This window comes from Paenibacillus sp. 19GGS1-52 (assembly GCF_022369515.1).
Lineage (GTDB): Bacteria > Bacillota > Bacilli > Paenibacillales > Paenibacillaceae > Paenibacillus_AQ.
Genome location: NZ_CP059724.1, coordinates 4,352,275 through 4,367,421, shown reverse-complemented (window position 1 = coordinate 4,367,421; position 15,147 = coordinate 4,352,275). Strand labels below are relative to the sequence as shown.

14 protein-coding genes are annotated in these 15,147 nt (G+C 48.0%); 11 read left to right on the top strand and 3 right to left on the bottom strand.

Annotated features, from left to right (window positions below; all coding sequences use genetic code 11):
• Positions 1–20: 20 nt before the first annotated feature.
• A complete protein-coding gene (cax, locus tag H1230_RS20375; RefSeq protein WP_239711730.1) occupies positions 21–1,091 on the bottom strand; it encodes a calcium/proton exchanger in 1,071 nt (356 codons plus the stop codon).
• A gap of 154 nt (positions 1,092–1,245) precedes the next feature.
• Between cax and H1230_RS20370 the strand changes: the two genes are divergently transcribed.
• Positions 1,246–1,611 carry an Asp23/Gls24 family envelope stress response protein gene (locus H1230_RS20370; RefSeq protein ID WP_019911482.1) on the top strand — a complete coding sequence of 122 codons (366 nt, stop codon included), beginning with the start codon at positions 1,246–1,248 and terminating at the stop codon, positions 1,609–1,611.
• A gap of 122 nt (positions 1,612–1,733) precedes the next feature.
• Here H1230_RS20370 and ftsW read toward each other — a convergent pair whose 3' ends face one another.
• Both ftsW and H1230_RS20360 read right to left on the bottom strand, forming a co-directional pair.
• Entirely contained in the window at positions 1,734–2,978 is a 1,245-nt protein-coding gene (gene ftsW / locus H1230_RS20365) for a putative lipid II flippase FtsW (RefSeq protein WP_239711729.1), read from the bottom strand.
• A complete protein-coding gene (locus H1230_RS20360; RefSeq protein ID WP_239711728.1) occupies positions 2,975–3,322 on the bottom strand; it encodes a YugN family protein in 348 nt (115 codons plus the stop codon). The genes ftsW and H1230_RS20360 overlap by 4 nt, the downstream gene beginning before the upstream one ends.
• A 240-nt stretch (positions 3,323–3,562) precedes the next feature.
• Between H1230_RS20360 and H1230_RS20355 the strand changes: the two genes are divergently transcribed.
• From H1230_RS20355 to H1230_RS20310, 10 genes are all read left to right on the top strand, one after another.
• Positions 3,563–4,735 carry a M20 family metallopeptidase gene (locus H1230_RS20355; protein ID WP_239711727.1) on the top strand — a complete coding sequence of 391 codons (1,173 nt, stop codon included), beginning with the start codon at positions 3,563–3,565 and terminating at the stop codon, positions 4,733–4,735.
• A 69-nt stretch (positions 4,736–4,804) separates the two neighbouring features.
• The gene (locus H1230_RS20350) at positions 4,805–5,236 is read left to right on the top strand and encodes a CBS domain-containing protein (protein WP_239711726.1); all 432 of its coding nucleotides are present in this window, start codon (positions 4,805–4,807) and stop codon (positions 5,234–5,236) included.
• A gap of 125 nt (positions 5,237–5,361) precedes the next feature.
• Complete coding sequence (locus H1230_RS20345; RefSeq protein WP_239711725.1) at positions 5,362–7,092, top strand: DNA repair helicase XPB; 1,731 nt, start codon at positions 5,362–5,364, stop codon at positions 7,090–7,092.
• Entirely contained in the window at positions 7,089–8,969 is a 1,881-nt protein-coding gene (locus tag H1230_RS20340) for a helicase-associated domain-containing protein (protein ID WP_239711724.1), read from the top strand. Before H1230_RS20345 ends, H1230_RS20340 begins: the two co-directional genes overlap by 4 nt.
• A gap of 74 nt (positions 8,970–9,043) precedes the next feature.
• Positions 9,044–9,481: a YlbF/YmcA family competence regulator gene (locus H1230_RS20335; protein WP_239711723.1), complete on the top strand. Its 438-nt coding sequence runs from the start codon at positions 9,044–9,046 to the stop codon at positions 9,479–9,481.
• A 40-nt stretch (positions 9,482–9,521) separates the two neighbouring features.
• On the top strand, positions 9,522–9,785 hold the full coding sequence (locus H1230_RS20330) for a YlbG family protein (RefSeq protein ID WP_154117515.1): 264 nt from the start codon (positions 9,522–9,524) through the stop codon (positions 9,783–9,785).
• 276 nt (positions 9,786–10,061) lie between these two features.
• Positions 10,062–10,925: an EAL domain-containing protein gene (locus H1230_RS20325; protein WP_239711722.1), complete on the top strand. Its 864-nt coding sequence runs from the start codon at positions 10,062–10,064 to the stop codon at positions 10,923–10,925.
• A 39-nt stretch (positions 10,926–10,964) separates the two neighbouring features.
• The gene (locus H1230_RS20320; RefSeq protein ID WP_239711721.1) at positions 10,965–11,960 is read left to right on the top strand and encodes a GGDEF domain-containing protein; all 996 of its coding nucleotides are present in this window, start codon (positions 10,965–10,967) and stop codon (positions 11,958–11,960) included.
• A gap of 312 nt (positions 11,961–12,272) precedes the next feature.
• A complete protein-coding gene (locus tag H1230_RS20315) occupies positions 12,273–13,778 on the top strand; it encodes an ethanolamine ammonia-lyase reactivating factor EutA (protein ID WP_345773442.1) in 1,506 nt (501 codons plus the stop codon).
• Positions 13,778–15,133, top strand: coding sequence for an ethanolamine ammonia-lyase subunit EutB (locus tag H1230_RS20310; protein ID WP_239711720.1), 1,356 nt, complete (start codon positions 13,778–13,780; stop codon positions 15,131–15,133). The genes H1230_RS20315 and H1230_RS20310 overlap by 1 nt, the downstream gene beginning before the upstream one ends.
• Positions 15,134–15,147 lie beyond the last annotated feature (14 nt).

Here is a 15,147-nt window from a genome sequence, read left to right as displayed (position 1 = left end):
CTTTTTGCTGTGTTTAAGTACTATACAAGATAAAAGGAGACCCCGAGAATCAGATAGACAGTCAGTAGTAGCAGCCCCTCGTACCAGTTGGTTGCCCCATCTTGTATAATCGACTTGGCAATGAATACGGAGACTGCAATAGCGACAATCTCAATCGTCGTAAATACGATATCCATTGTAGTTCCCATAAAATAACTGACGAAGATTAGCACAGGCGCTACGAATAAGGCAATTTGCAGGCTGCTGCCAACGGCGATTTCCACTGCGGCCCCAATCTTGTTCTTCATAGCCAGCATAATCGCCGCGCTATGTTCAGCTGCGTTGCCGATGATGGCTACAAGGAATGCACCTACGAACAGCTCGCTGAAGCCAAAGCGTTCAGTCAATGTCTCCAATGTGCCAACAAGCCATTCACTAACAAAGGCTACCATAACGGTTGCTATCACCAGATAGAGGATGGATCTTTTCATGGACCAGGCAGGAGCATGTTCGTTCGGCAATTCTTCTTCATTGTCCTCCGTGACGTCCCCCAAGTATTTCTTGTGTGTAATCATAGAGAAAACGAGCCAGGCAATATAGGAAGCAATAAGCAGTCCGGCTACGATGAGACTTAACACATCTGTATCTTTCTCAGTAATCGAATGGGTATTGAAGAACATGGCAGGCACGAACAGGGCAATTACAGCGACGATCATCAGTGAGCCGTTGAGTCCGGCGAGTGTAACGTTGAAATTCTGCACCTTGTACTTCATGCCGCCAGCGAATATACTAAGGCCCAGAACAAGCAGCAGATTACCGATGATGGAGCCGGTGAGACTAGCCTTGACCATATCGAATAGTCCTTCCTTTACCAGGAAGAAGGCAATGATCAGCTCCGCAGCGTTGCCGAAGGTGGCATTAAGAAAGCCGCCTAATCTCTGCCCAGCATAATGGGCTACGCTTTCTGTTGCCCGGCCTAGAAAGCCAGCTACGAAGACGACAGAGACCGCAGACAATACGAATTGAAGCGTATGGTCCCAATTCGCAAAATGTCCAATGGCGCTAAGGACAAAGGTAATGACCAGCAGGGCCGGAGAAATCCATTTTTTCAATGTGTTGCACACTCCAGTCTATTTATGTAAGTTGATTTCATAATCAATATACCCAAATTGTTCCTAAGTGTAAACGGAATTGAGAGAAAGTCATTTGCTTTTTAGCCTGTTTTGGAATTACAATAATTAATAATGAGTGTGAGGGGGATATGGCATGGCAGAACAACTTCAACTAGAAATGGGAAATATACGAATTTCAAATGACGTCGTCTCTAAAATTGCCGGATTGGCTGCCTTGGAGACTCCAGGAATTGCAGCCATGTCTGGCGGCTTATCGGAAGGCTGGGCGAAGCGCCTGAGTGGTAAGAATGTGCAGAAGGGTGTTACCGTTGAAGTAGGGCAGCTGGAAGCAGCCGTGGATTTGCGTATTATAGTTCTTTATGAAACACCGATTCACGAGGTGTGCCGGATGCTTCAACAAAACGTACGCGAAGCTGTGGAAAGCATGACAGGACTTCACATTGTTGAAGTGAATGTTAAGGTTGAAGGCGTTGCCTTCAAGAATGATGAAATTTCTTAATTAGTAATATAATTTGTTCACATTATAAGAATAACAACAAAAAAAGAGTGTCCTCAAATCCATACATGGATTGAGGACACTTTTTGCTTCTTAATATGCAACTATGGATCGTATTGCCGAACTCACCGTGCCCGTACTTGTCTGACTGTTGTTACGGATTTAGTTACTTCCTGTTTGGCCGGGCGGTTGGTCTCTCTTGAAATGCTTAACATAATGCCCATAGACAACATGCTGACTAGCAGCGAAGAGCCTCCATAGCTGATGAATGGCAGGGTCACACCGGTTAGAGGAATGGTTTTGGTCACACCACCGATGTTAACGAAGGCTTGAATAGCGATAAGTCCCATTACACCAATCCCAACAAGCGTACCGAAGGGGTCGGTGCATCTTAGCGCGATGAGAATACCTCTCCAGATAAAGTACAGATACAGCAGCAAGAAGATCGTGGTCCCTACAAAACCAAGTTCTTCACCGATTACGGCGAAGATAAAGTCGGTGTAAGGGTAAGGCAGATAGTAGAGCTTCTGCACACTCTGTCCAAAGCCGGAACCCTTAATTCCTCCCTCTCCCAGAGCGGTCAAGGATTGGATAATATTAAACCCACTGCCTGAAGCATCCTGATAAGGATTCAAGAAGGCATCGAAACGTTCTTGTTTGTAGTCCTGGTTAGCAATAACTTTCTCCGAGACAGGCGAAAGGGAGTCGATAGCTCCTTTGGCTCCCAATACGAGTGCCGCACCCAGTACTAGCAGAGCAACAGAAGCCAGAATGTGCTTCATACTGGCGCCGCCAGCATAAATCACCAGCCCACTGGTGGCTACGAGAATCAGACATGAGCCTAAATCCGGCTGCATCATGATCAGTCCGGCTACAATACCGACTATAACCATTACGGGTATATAACCTGTGCGGAAATCTCTCAGCCGTTCACCCTTTTTGGTGATGAGTGCGGCCAGATATAAGATAATTGATATTTTGGCCAGTTCAGTCGGCTGTATTCCCATGCCCCCAATACTTAACCAACTCTTGGCACCGTTAATTCGATCGGTAGAAGCTACGAACAATAGAAGGACTAGAGTAATAATAAAGATAGGTGCATACCATTTCTTGAATTTGCTGTAATGAATATTCATTACTGTAAACATAACGATGCTTCCCAGCACGACCCAGATAATCTGGCGCTTCATAAAATAAAAAGGGTCATAGCTGAATTTCTTGCTGGCCAAGGTCAGACTGGAGCTGGCACTGAAGACCATAACCAGACCGAAGCCAACAAGCAGCAAGGTCAGAATAAGCAATTGGAAATCGGGCGTTCCTCTTTTGGGCAGGCTGACATTTTTTTTCGTCGTTCCCTTCCCGTTACTCAAACCTCCAACAGCTGCTTCAGCTGAAGAATCCGCTGAGCTGCGATGTCCATAATAGGTTGAGGCACAGGAGACTCATACTCTAGACCGTGTGGATAGGTTGCTTTCCCTAAGTAAACGGCTTCAATCGCAAGCACGGCATCCGACTTCTCCAATTTACCTTCGACAGCGCGTGTATTAAAGCGCAGAAAATAGTCGCCGCCATTCTGCTGATCTTCAATCTTGCAATCGTAAGTGGCGCGATAGTACTCCCATTGCCAGCGAACGAAACCAGCTTTGGCGGCACTTTCATCCAAATAGAAAAGATCGCTTGTTAATCCTACGAGGCCCGTGTTCTCAAAAATCATAGCGCACATATCCCCCTCATGAAGTATAATGATTCATTCATTATCCGAATTAAGATGTTCTATCTCATGATAGTATGTTTCCAAAGGGAGCGCAAGGCGGAGGACACCCTGTGATACACAGTTTTTTGCGTTTCTGCTACAATAAAAGAAATATAGTTGTACTAGGCTGAGAGAATGGTTTTAGGGCAGTCGTTAAACGCTGACGAAGCGGGTTACGTAAGAGAAAGGGATGGAAGAGGTATGGAGAGGTTACCGGTTGAATTACTGCTGCCGGATATGGTGAAATGGCGCCGTCATCTGCATCGGCATCCGGAGTTGTCTTATCAGGAGAAGGAGACTTCAGCCTATGTAGCAGATAAGTTGGCGGATTTCGGGATTGAAGTCAAGAGAAGCACTGCCGGATATGGTGTTACAGGGATATTGCGGGGCGAGAAGCCGGGGAAAACGGTTGTTCTGCGGGCAGATATGGATGCTCTGCCCATCCTGGAAGAAACGCAAAGCGACTATGTTTCGCAAAATGACGGGGCCATGCATGCCTGCGGTCACGATGGTCATACGTCGATGCTGCTGGGCGCAGCGGCTTACTACAGTAGCCGCCGGGATGAACTAGAAGGAGAGATTCGCTTTCTCTTTCAGCCAGCCGAAGAGGTGTGTCCTGGAGGGGCGCTGGGTATGATTGCTGAAGGAGTGCTAGAGAATGCCGATGCCGTCTATGGCCTCCATCTCTGGACTCCACTTCCTATAGGTACAGTAGGCAGTGCACCAGGTCCACTAATGGCATCGGCCGATGAGTTTTTCATTGACATTATTGGCAAAGGTGGACATGCCGGCATGCCGCACCGTACGATTGACAGCATTGTGGCCGGGGCGGCCCTCGTGACACAACTTCAGAGCGTTGTGAGCCGTTCTGTTGACCCGCTGCGGCCTGCGGTATTAAGTGTGGGGACCATACAAGGCGGGTTCGCCCAGAACGTCGTTGCTGAGCAATGCCGGATAACTGGCACCGTACGGGCATTCGACGAGGAGACTCGTTATCTGATCCGGCGCAGAATCGAAGAGATCGCGACTTCAATAGCTGCTGCATATGGCACCGAGGTGAAGATAGACTACTTAATGGGATATCCCCCCCTTGTAAATGATGAAGGTGAATATCAACGTTTTTTCCATGAAGCTCCGAAAGCACTAGGGGAATCCGTTCAGGTTATGTTGATGGAGAGGCTTATGCCGGCAGAGGATTTTGCCTATTATGTAAAGAGCATCCCAGGCTGCTTTATGTTCGTAGGAGCGGGTAACCCGGATAAAGGGGCTGACTACCCACATCATCACAGTCGATTTGATTTCGACGAGGATGCTATGCTGCATGGAGTGAAGTTGCTGATAGCGATGGCAGATTCCTGTCTTAAGGAGAAGTAAAGCGTATAATTTGTTTGGTTAAGGAGAACCTATTTCCGAAACATGGAGATCATGACAGGAGGGTTCAACTTGAAGACGGTTAAAGAGGTTATGACCACCGATACTGTAACAGTCACATTGCAGGATAATATTTTTGAGGCTGCTATCAAAATGAGGGATAATGATACTGGGTTTATTCCAGTAATTGATTCTAACGACAGCAAGCAATTGCTCGGTGTGATTACAGACCGTGATCTTGTTATTAGAGGGTACGCAGACAAGCATGCAGGTTCCACATCGGTGCAGACAGTCATGAGTACAGATATTCGTGCCGTCTCAGAGAATACCTCTGTGGATGAGGCAGCAGAACTTATGGCTGCGGGGCAGATTCGCCGGCTACCGGTGACAAATGGCAAGAAATTGATCGGGATCGTCTCGATTGGTGATCTCGCGGTGCGTAATATTTTTGCCGATGAGGCTGGAGAAGCGCTGAGCGGAATCTCCCAGCAGCATTTGCATTAACAATAAGAATGGGTAAAGCTCATGTCCGTGGTTATCCGGGTGTGGGCTTTTTCCTGCTATTCAGCAGCAGTTTGAAATAGAGTTACATAGCGGAGGCCTGACTCACTAAGCAAGGAGGGGAATCTATGGAGAAAACAGGAGCTTGTATTATACGAAGAGACCGGACTGTTTTGCTGGAATGTGCTCACCCAGGCTTTGAGGCGGCCAGACAACTTCTAGCTACTTTTGCTGAGCTTATAAAAAGTCCCACGGCCTTCCACACTTACCGGATCACTCCATTGTCGCTTTGGAACGCCGCAGCGCTTGGTTATAAGGCAGAGCATATTACAACTAGTCTCAGATCTATTGCCCGCTGGAATATACCTACGGGTGTTATGGAGGAGATATCACTTCTCATGTCCCGGTATGGCAGACTAACACTGCATACCCATGAGAGGGAGTCACAGCTAATTACAATCCGTGCCGATACTTCGGAGCTGCTGGATGAATTGGAGAAGCACCCTGGTTTCTATGAAGCTGGATTACGAAGAAGCGGACCTGTAGAGTGCGTGTGCAGGAAGACCTTCCGCGGTCAATTGAAGCAAGAGCTGACAAGACTCGGGTATCCCATTATGGACTATGCAGGCTATCATGAGGGGCAAGCTCTTAATGTCGCATGGAGAGAGCCTGAATACAACTTTCATGACAGAACGGAAGCAGACGGTGAAGCTGGCACCTCAATAAGCCTTAGAGAATACCAACGGGAAGCCGTTCAGCACTTTCAGGGGACTGGTGGTACCGGAGGGAGTGGAGTTGTCGTTCTGCCTTGCGGAGCAGGTAAGACGGTAGTGGGCATAGCTGTTCTGGAAAGCCTGCAGTGCGAAACACTGATTCTCACCTCGAGCACAACCTCTGTTAGGCAATGGATGAATGAGTTACTGCAGCGAACAAATCTGGATGGTGAGGCGATCGGTGAGTACTCTGGCGAGAAAAGACAGGTGCGGCCAGTGACTGTAGCCACCTATCAGATTTTGACACATCGCCGTAGGAAGGAAGGTCCCTTCATTCATATAAATTTGTTCAACGAACGAAACTGGGGTCTGATCATCTATGATGAAGTTCATTTGCTGCCGGCTCCGGTGTTCCGGGCTACTGCGGACATTCAAGCCACACGCCGTCTAGGGCTAACGGCTACTCTTGTCAGAGAGGATGGCCGGGAAGACGATGTGTTCTCTTTAATCGGACCCAAATGCTACGATCTGCCCTGGAAGGTGCTGGAGAAGCAGGGTTGGATCGCCACCGTTGAGTGTATAGAGATGACTGTACCTATGAATGTGGTGTTAACACGGGAATATATGTATGCGGAAAATAAAGAAAAGTTCCGTCTAGCTGCTGGGAACCCGGGCAAAATCGATGTTGTGTTAGAGCTACTGGAAGCGCATCGCGGTTCCTCTGTTCTAGTGATTGGTCAGTATCTGGACCAGCTCAGCCAATTAGCTGAAGCTATCAAGGCCCCTCTGATCACAGGTAAAACCTCAGAGCAGGTGAGAGGTGAGCTGTATGCGGCTTTTAATGCTGGGAGATTGCAAGTTCTGATTGTATCGAAAGTGGCCAATTTTGCGCTGGACCTGCCGGATGCTTCGGTTGCCATCGAGGTTTCAGGTGCTTTTGGCTCGCGGCAGGAGGAAGCCCAGCGGTTGGGACGCATTCTACGCCCGAAGCCGGGTGAGAATAAGGCGTATTTCTATACGCTGGTGACTGGAGACAGCCGTGAACAGGATTTTGCTTGGCGCCGCCGGATGTTTCTGACGGAACAGGGCTACCAGTACGCGGTGAGAATTGTGGAGCCAAGTGCTGAGGAGGAGGGTATCCTTTGAAACAGCTTACACAAGAAGCGCGGGAGGTATTACGACGGATCTGTATGGCTTATGCAGCGATGCCTTTTGAAGCAGGGAAGGAAGAACGGTTGCGGCCGCCCAATCTTTGTCGCGCTGAGCAGAGGCTTGCCATGAATGAATTGCTGACTGACGGTCTGCTGGAAGTGCGGCAGAAAATGTGGGGGGAGAAGCTCTATCAAATCCCAGTGGAACGGCTGCCCTTGCTTCAAAGTGGCTTTTTTTCGTATCAGCCGCAGTTTGTAGAAGGCTATGAAATAAAGCTGACTATGGAAGCAGGTGCGGGGTTGACTGGGGATTTATTCAGGGCGCTCCTGTATATTGCGCGTGAGGGGCTGCCTTTAACAATCAAAGGTAGCATTCACAAAAAGAATATCGGTCGTCTGAACGCACAGCTGTCCTGTCAGGAAAGGCATCTTGAGGGACTGTTTATCTCCTCTCCTTATCTGGAGACATATCCAGTACCCGCAGCAGTAGTAGTGGATCTAATGCTGTATCTAGGACTTATAAGTGAGCGTGGTGCAGCGTATGAACTGGAGATGGAAGCTTTGCAGCAGTGGTTTCATCTTTCGGAGTCAGGGATGGCAGCAATTCTGTACACTGTCGTAATTAATCGCTATGGAAGTCTGAAGCCTGCCGACCAGCATTTCCGATATCTGATATCCAGCTCTTCATTCCAGTCGCAAAAGTGGACAACACTCTCAGGAATAATGGACTGGATGGTAAACACTCATTTGGTTGCACCGGAAATGCGTACAGAGCTGGAAATATCGAGTCTGAGCTGGCTGCGAATTCTGGCTGGCTTTGGCTGGTGTGAGCTCGGGGCGAAACCGGATGGAGATCACTGTTTCCGTTGGAGCGGACCACAGCCTCAATTGATAGATGAAACCAGTGATTTTCTTGACCTAGGTATTCAAGTAACCTCCTCAACCCCAATGTTTATTGTGCAGCCGGACTTTGAGGTGCTGGTTCCACCAGAGGTGTCGTATGCTATCCGTTGGACCTTGGCTGGTTGTGCCGAACTGCTGCAAAGCGATACCTTATGGAGCTTTCGTCTGACCCGCGAGCGACTGGAATCTGCTGCCGAACAAGGAATATCGCCGGAGGAAGCCATTTTCTGGTTAAATGCTCATGCTTTGGGCCAACTCCCTAATGAGGTGGAATTCGCTCTGAAGCAATGGGGCAGGGGAATCGGCCGAACGGCGTTGGCGGAGGTTATTCTGCTCTCTTGCCGCAGTGAGGAAGAGGGGGATGCCATAGCGGCTCATCCTCGGCTGCAGGAGAACCTCACTCGGCTCGGCCCCCATCACTTTAGTGTGCGTGAGGAGGGTTTAGAGCAGGTGCGCCGGGAGCTGTCCGCAGCCGGAATGGCCCCGCCCCGCTCTATTGCTGGACGTCTGGAGGCGACAGTGGCGGATAAAGTATTTTTGCATCTGCCTAGTCCAGAGTCTTCAATCGGATATACCCTACCACCGTTGCATTCCGAGCGAGGACTATTCCGCACTGGAAACCCTGATCGTTACCTGCAACCTGCGCCGCTAAATTCACAGGAAGATAGCTTGCCGGGAATAGAGAGTGTACCCACGATGTGGAGCAGAGAATGGCGTCATTATCACAGTACAACCGCGCAGAAAATTATGGAGCAGGCACTAAGCTGGGGCATTAAGGTTCGTCTCTCCCTTCAGGGAGAGAGTTGCGATTTCATCCCTGTGCAGGTCAGTGGTAATCCGTGGAGAGTAAGTGGATTAAAGTTGTCATCCAGAACAGAGGAAGTCGAAGAAATAGAGCTAACTGCAGGAGATTGGAAAGAGATGAGACTCGTTATACCCAGTGCCCAGAGAAATTCCTCTTCTGCTTGAGCAACTGATTATGTTATGATAAGGAAGTCTAATGCCAAGGGCAGAATACTAACTAAAGAAGAGAGTTGAAGTTCATGAGCGTAGCGGAAATGAATACGGTCGATATGGCCGAAGTGCTGACATACGCCTATGAATTAGGCGACATGATTAATCAATCCGCAGAAGTGTCGGATTACCTATACTGGAAAGGGCGGGTTGATGCGAACCCCGAAATTCAGACGATGATTAAACAGCTTCAAAGCAAGAAGGAGCTGTTCGAGGAGACGCAGCGGTTCGGACACTTTCACCCGAACTATCACTCGGCCAAAGACGAGGTTTCAGCTGTAGAAGCAGAGATGGAGCAGTTCGAAGAGGTTATCCGCTTCAAGCAGGCGGAGAAGATTCTGGACGATATACTGTTCTCTATGTCAGAAACCATTGCTTTTTCAGTATCGGAGAACATTAAGGTTCCAAGTAATAATCCTTCTCCTAAAGGCGGATGCGGCAGCGGTGGCTCATGCTCTTGCGGATAAGCTGCTCCTAGTAGTTAGAGAAAGAAAGGCGGATTAGTTTATGTTTGCGGAACGCACAGGATATATCATTTGGGTTAGTGACGTCAAGGCGGCGCGCAATCTGGAGAAATACGGAACATTGCATTATGTTTCCCGAAAGATGCATTACGCGGTTATGTACGTGAATGCAGAACGTGCCGAGGAAGTAATGAAGAATGTCCGCAGACTCTCTTATGTGCGCAAGATTGAAAGATCTTACCGCAACGAAATAAAGACAGAGTACACCAGCAACGGACCGGACAAAACACAATATTATGGTTTATAAATTGCAGGAGTATAATTAAGGGGCTGTCTTTTTTGCGAATAAGACAGTTTCTTGCACTTCGAAGCTGTAAAAGCTAAAAAACGAGTCAGTCTCTAGGTAACTGGAGACTGACTCGTTTTTGTTTTTGATCCATTAGCGGCTTGCTTTAGCAAGTTATGGGGCAGCCTTTTTTTTGTGGAATAAGCAAGAGGCATTTTATCGCGCGTTAATATTTCTTGTGTATGCTGGGGGAGAGAGTGGTAGAATCTCAAGATTATAGGCCTACTGGGAGAGAGAATGGACAAACAATTGCAGATGTATAAGAAAATATTCGTGCTCCCTCACTACCTTCAGCATCTGAATGGAAGAATGCGGAGCGAATTCAAAGAGCTGAAGAGACTGGACGAGCTATTGAACATTATGAATAAGGGATTGCTAGATACTTACTTCCAGCCGATCCTTCACCTGCAGAGCGGGCTGACGATCGGACATGAGGCGTTGAACAGACCGCAAGCTTCCCCACAGTTTCCAACTACAGAGCAATTTTATGAATTCGCTGGACGAACCGAACAGATGTTCAGATTTGAGAAATACTGCCGCCGGATGTCGCTCACGCGTTATGTGGAGAGACTGCCCAAATCTGCGACAAGTGAAGACAAGCTTATTTTCATTAATGTGAATCCTGGGGTGTTGAATGATTCTCACCATAAAAGCGGAGAGACACTGGAGCTCCTAAGAGAGCTCGGAGTATCACCCTCCCGTGTGGTCTTCGAGCTGACGGAGCGGCAGGCGGTGCATGACTACGTTAGCTTTGAGCGAGTATTGTCCCATTATCGTGAGCAGGGCTTCCGCATAGCGGTTGACGATGCAGGCTCTGGTTATAACAGCCTGAAGACCTTAGTGTACTTGAAGCCGGAATTTATTAAGCTGGACAAGTCTCTGATTCGTGGGATTGGCGGCAATTCCGAGCAGCAGGAATTGCTTGAATTGATTAAAGAGTACGCTGCACGTGCTGCAACGAAGGTGATTGCCGAGGGTATCGAGACAATGGAAGAGCTGTCTTTTTTACAGAACGCAGGTATTGATTATGGTCAGGGTTATGCTTTAGGCAGGCCTATCTTTCGACCGCAGGATGGATCTATTGGAATAGATCTGGTTTAAGTAAATGGTGTAGAGATACAAGTCACGCAGGAAGGGGTTATGAGTATGCTTCTCCAAATTGGAGAGATTGCGGAACAAATTCCGCAAATCCCCCCCAACAGCAAATGCGAATTCGTAGATCAAATTTTTAAAAGCAATCCGCAGCTTCAGGGAGTGGTCGTCTCAGACAACGGCTATCCGGTCGCGCTTATTATGCGAATAAGGTTCTATCAGCAGATAGGGACCTTGTATGGTTTTACCTTGTTTATGGGGAGATCTGTAGAGTTGTTAATGGATAAGGACCCGCTTGTGGTTCCGTACAAAACACCAATTACTGAAGTTAGCAAGCTTGCAATGAACCGGAAGGAGGAGAACCTGTATGACTACGTGATTGTTACGCATGAGGATCGGTTCTTTGGCATCGTAAGTGTGCGCGATCTACTGCTGAATTTCGCCGAAATACAAGCGCTGGCTGCGAGCTTTTTGAATCCGTTAACGGGCCTTCCAGGAAATCTGAGCATTAATGAGTATCTGGTGAAATCGCTGCTTCAGGATCAGTTTAGTGTGCTATATATTGATCTGGACCATTTCAAAGCGTACAACGACACCTATGGATTTAAGGAAGGTGACCGGATGATTCAGTCCACAGCGGAGATATTGAAGCATTGCACGCTGCGGTTGGGTGGATTTCTGGGACACATTGGCGGAGATGATTTCATTGTTTTTCTGAATGATTATAACTATTTGGAAAGCTGTGAGACCATGCTTAGGGAGTTCGATACTGCAGTAAAGGGATTTTATCACGAGCAACATTTACAACAACAATATGTTCTTACAGAGAGCCGTTCTGGAGTTATTGAAGAAATTCCGCTGGTTTCCCTGTCCATTGCCGTCGTGACCAACCGGTTCCGGAAATTCGATTCGATAGAGGATATATCCGAAGAAGCGGCACGAATCAAGAAAAGATGCAAAATGGTCAAAGGAAACTGTTACATAGATGATGTAAAACAGGGAAAGGAAAGTGAAGGAATAAGAATGGTAATGAGAGGCTGCTAAAAGGATAGTATATGACATGACGGAATGTAAAACATTGTACTGTACTTTAAAAGCTTAGATTATGTTATATAATATGACTCTGAATAATGATTTTATAAGTAAAAAGAGAAAAGCGTGGAAACTATATTGACAATTAGCTGTCATTATCTTACGATTGCTTCAAAAGAGCAACATCATAATAGTAAGTGACAAATGAATATAGCTTAAAGCGAAGACACTTTATGAGCCATGCATACAGAATTACGTGCAGGCGGGTAAGGTGTCTTTTTATGAAATAGAAGAATCTATAGGTAGTACAAGGGAGGTGAAGGCATAGATTCTGCCAAGTGGATTACCAGTGTAGGTATTGATCTGGGCACCAGCACGACTAAATGTGTATTCAGCAGGCTTAAGATCGAGCGGCGGAATGGTCCGTCCATGCTTCCGCAGTTTCATATTACCGACAGGATACTGAGTTATGAAAGTCCAATGCACCCGACCCCTTTTAGGAATGAAACGGAGATTGATATTTCCACTCTTGAAATCATTATTTCTGGTGAGTATCGAAATGCTGAGCTTCGCACTTCTGATGTAGATACGGGAGCTGTCATTATTACCGGTGAGACGGCGGTGAAGCAAAATGCGGACTCCATAGTCCATGGATTGGCCAAACAAGCAGGAGCCTTTGTAGTCGCTGAGGCAGGCGGGGATTTGGAGGCTATTCTGGCCGGGAAAGGTTCGGGAGCAGAAGCTAGGTCCATCGTGACACAGGGAATGGTAGTCAATATAGATATCGGGGGAGGTACAGCGAATGCGGCCTTTTTCGAGCAAGGCAGCTGCAAGCGAACACTCAATTTTCATATTGGCGGTCGACTTATCATGCTGGACAGTGCCGGGACTATAACTAAAATATATCCCGCTGTGCAGGATTGGCTGGTCAACGAAGGCTTCCACTTGAATATGGGGGGAGTTACATCGATGGATGAACTGCGGGAAATCACCCAATGCTGGAGTGAAATGTTGTTTAGAACGCTGATGAGTCCGCTTGATGCTGGGAACTGTCCTTTGATTTATGGTGAGCGTGAAGGAGCTTTAACTTACTCCGAAAAAATTGCAGAGGTGTGGATCTCGGGAGGTGTGGGGCGATTGATGGAACAGGCTTCGCCTCGCACAATGGAGGAAGCTGCAGTATATGGAGATATTGGCCCGCTGCTAGCTGAGGCCTTAAAGAAAACGGGAAGCACCTATCCATTTCGGTTGCAGGTCCCTCCCGGTGCTCAAAGGGCAACTGTTATCGGAGCGGGCGTGCACTCTACGGTGTTAAGCGGATCAACCGTGTTTGTGGACCCTTATTTGCTGCCGCTGCGAAATATTCCAGTTGTGAAACTGAAATGGCCAGAGGGAGCCATATCGGGACTGGCTGAAATTCAGCCAGCGGTTGAAGAAGCTTTTGCTGAGGGGATAAGGAAATTTGGCAAGCTCGGTGTACCACCTTTTGCTATCGTGCTTCCGGCTCTTCCTTATTATTCTTATCCTGTCATCCGCGAAATTGCAGCAGCGATTGTAGCCGTGAGCACTGCCTCTATTCAGCGGGAGAATCCTGAAATGCTCCTGGTGATTATCTGTGAGAATGATGCAGCTAAGGCGCTCGGGAATTGTATTCATGTATTGAGCACTGGAAAGCTGCGCTGTATTTGCCTGGATCAGATTAGTGTGGAGCATGGTGATTATATCGACATAGGGAAGCCCGTAGCAGAGGAATGTATTCCAGTTGCTATCAAGACGTTGGCCTTCTCTGCCTTGAGAGAACTTCGCGATAATGAAAGGGAACAATGCTGATGAAACTTACGGTCACCTATCTTGGAGAGAGTTATCGCTTCCATAATCTAAAAGAGCTGTTCGCGAAGGCGAATGAAGAGAAGTCTGGAGATCAGCTCGCTGAAATTGCAGCGGAGAATGCCCGAGAGCGGATGGCAGCTAAACTTGTGCTTGCGGAGCTTACTTTGGCTGAGATTCGCAACCACCCGCTGCTGCCCCCGGAAGAGGACGAGGTAACCCGCGTGATTGAGGAAGGCATGGATGAAGAAGTATATGAAAAAATCCGCAATTGGAGCGTAGGAGAGCTCAGGGAGCAGCTCCTCTCCCTTGGAGAGGAGGAGGTGCGGTCGATCGGCAGGGGACTCAGCAGTGAGATGGCTGCGGCGGTAACGAAGATCATGTCCAATCTGGATTTGATCCAGGCTGCAGCGCAATGTGTTGTGCTCAGCCATTGCAATACAACTCTCGGACAGCGGGGAAGGTTAGGCAGCAGAGCGCAGCCTAATCATCCTACAGATGATCCCCAAGGTGTCAGAGCTTCCATCTACGAAGCACTCAGCTACGGGATGGGGGATGCGGTCATCGGCATAAATCCGGTTATCGACACTACTGACAATATCGTGCGTCTGTTTCATGAAACGATGGATGTCATCCACAAGTGGAATATTCCGACACAGAACAGCGTCTTGGCTCATGTAACGACTCAGATGAGAGCTATTCGCAAAGGGGCTCCAGCGGATCTGATCTTTCAGAGCCTAGCTGGAACAGAGCGTGGAAATGAGTCCTTTGGAGTAAACTTGCGTCTGCTGGAGGAAGCAGATCAGCTGATTCGGGAAGAAGGGACTGCAAAAGGGAGCAACCGTTGGTATTTTGAAACAGGGCAAGGCTCTGAGTTATCCTCAAATGCACATCATGGGATTGATCAGCTCACCCTGGAATCCCGTTGCTATGGACTTGCCAAACGCTTCAAGCCGTTTCTGGTGAATACGGTAGTAGGATTTATAGGGCCTGAATACCTGTATGACAGCAAGCAGGTGATTCGTGCCGGGCTGGAGGATCATTTCATGGGGAAGATCCAGGGGCTGCCGATGGGAGTGGACGTCTGTTATACAAACCACATGAAAGCCGACCAGAATGATATGGATAATTTAGCTGTGCTGCTGGCTACGGCAGGAGTGAATTTCTTAATAGGCGTCCCTATGGCTGACGATTGCATGCTGAATTATCAATCGCTCAGCTATCACGACATTGCTACCTTGCGAGAATTACTGCGCTTGAAACCCGGGAATGAGTTTAACGATTGGGCAGAAAAGCTGGGAATATTACAAAATGGGCGACTGACGGCCCTTGCGGGTGATCCTACCCTATTTATGTGAAGGAGGCTCTTGGA

What these genes read in the sequence shown, in the direction of transcription:
- H1230_RS20370 (WP_019911482.1), top strand. Translation starts at nt 1,246, where the DNA reads ATGGCAGAACAACTTCAACTAGAAATGGGAAATATACGAATTTCAAAT.
- H1230_RS20360 (WP_239711728.1), bottom strand. Translation starts at nt 3,322, where the DNA reads ATGATTTTTGAGAACACGGGCCTCGTAGGATTAACAAGCGATCTTTTC.
- H1230_RS20355 (WP_239711727.1), top strand. Translation starts at nt 3,563, where the DNA reads ATGGAGAGGTTACCGGTTGAATTACTGCTGCCGGATATGGTGAAATGG.
- H1230_RS20345 (WP_239711725.1), top strand. Translation starts at nt 5,362, where the DNA reads ATGGAGAAAACAGGAGCTTGTATTATACGAAGAGACCGGACTGTTTTG.
- H1230_RS20335 (WP_239711723.1), top strand. Translation starts at nt 9,044, where the DNA reads ATGAGCGTAGCGGAAATGAATACGGTCGATATGGCCGAAGTGCTGACA.
- H1230_RS20330 (WP_154117515.1), top strand. Translation starts at nt 9,522, where the DNA reads ATGTTTGCGGAACGCACAGGATATATCATTTGGGTTAGTGACGTCAAG.
- H1230_RS20325 (WP_239711722.1), top strand. Translation starts at nt 10,062, where the DNA reads ATGGACAAACAATTGCAGATGTATAAGAAAATATTCGTGCTCCCTCAC.
- H1230_RS20320 (WP_239711721.1), top strand. Translation starts at nt 10,965, where the DNA reads ATGAGTATGCTTCTCCAAATTGGAGAGATTGCGGAACAAATTCCGCAA.
- H1230_RS20310 (WP_239711720.1), top strand. Translation starts at nt 13,778, where the DNA reads ATGAAACTTACGGTCACCTATCTTGGAGAGAGTTATCGCTTCCATAAT.